This window comes from Vibrio sp. 2130-1 (genome assembly GCF_033339515.1).
The window spans coordinates 1-605 of record NZ_JAWOUT010000464.1 but is presented as its reverse complement, the minus strand read 5'-3'; the positions used below and the strand labels follow the sequence as shown (position 1 = coordinate 605).

1 protein-coding gene is annotated in these 605 nt (G+C 57.0%); it reads right to left on the bottom strand.

Annotation, left to right across the window (positions count from 1 at the left end; all coding sequences use genetic code 11):
* Window positions 1-605, bottom strand: a 605-nt coding sequence (locus R7Q09_RS26860; RefSeq protein ID WP_318144037.1) for an RHS repeat-associated core domain-containing protein, incomplete at both ends; no start/stop codon positions are given.

Sequence of the window (605 nt, the reverse complement as noted above, 5' to 3'; positions counted from 1 at the left end):
ACTCCCATTATTTTCGATTAGTTGGCTAAGTAGCTCCAACCCAGCTCCAATACCTGCACCAACAAACGCAAATTCACCCGTCGGGTCGGTATTGGACATAGGGTTTCCATGCACATACCCGTAGGTGTTTACTCCATCGATCAGGCCAAGAGGGTCGCTGGTAATGTACCGCCCGGTCGCTGGGTCGTAGTAACGCCGCCAGTTGTAGTGGAACCCGGTCTCCGCGTCGTAATACTGTCCTGGGAATCGCAGGTTGAAGGTTGGCCCCTGGATGATGATGCTGGCCTTACCGAACGGGCTGTAGCTCGCCTTCCAAACGACTTGGCCGCTGACGTCGGTCAGTGCCTTCGGGGTGCCCAGGTGATCGACGTGGACTTGGTAGGTCTGTCCTGACTGAACAAAGCCCAAGGGTGTCCCATCGAGCCAGATGTACTCCGCCAGCACGTCTCCAGTGGCCGCGTCCAGCTCCTCGATGAGGTTTCCTGCCAGGTCGTAAACCAGCAGCCGGGTATGCCCGTTTAGGGTCTTGGTTACACGCTGATCCAGATGGTTGTATGTGTAGCTTACAGTCACTCCCGCGACCGTTGCGGCCACCAGCCGGTTCT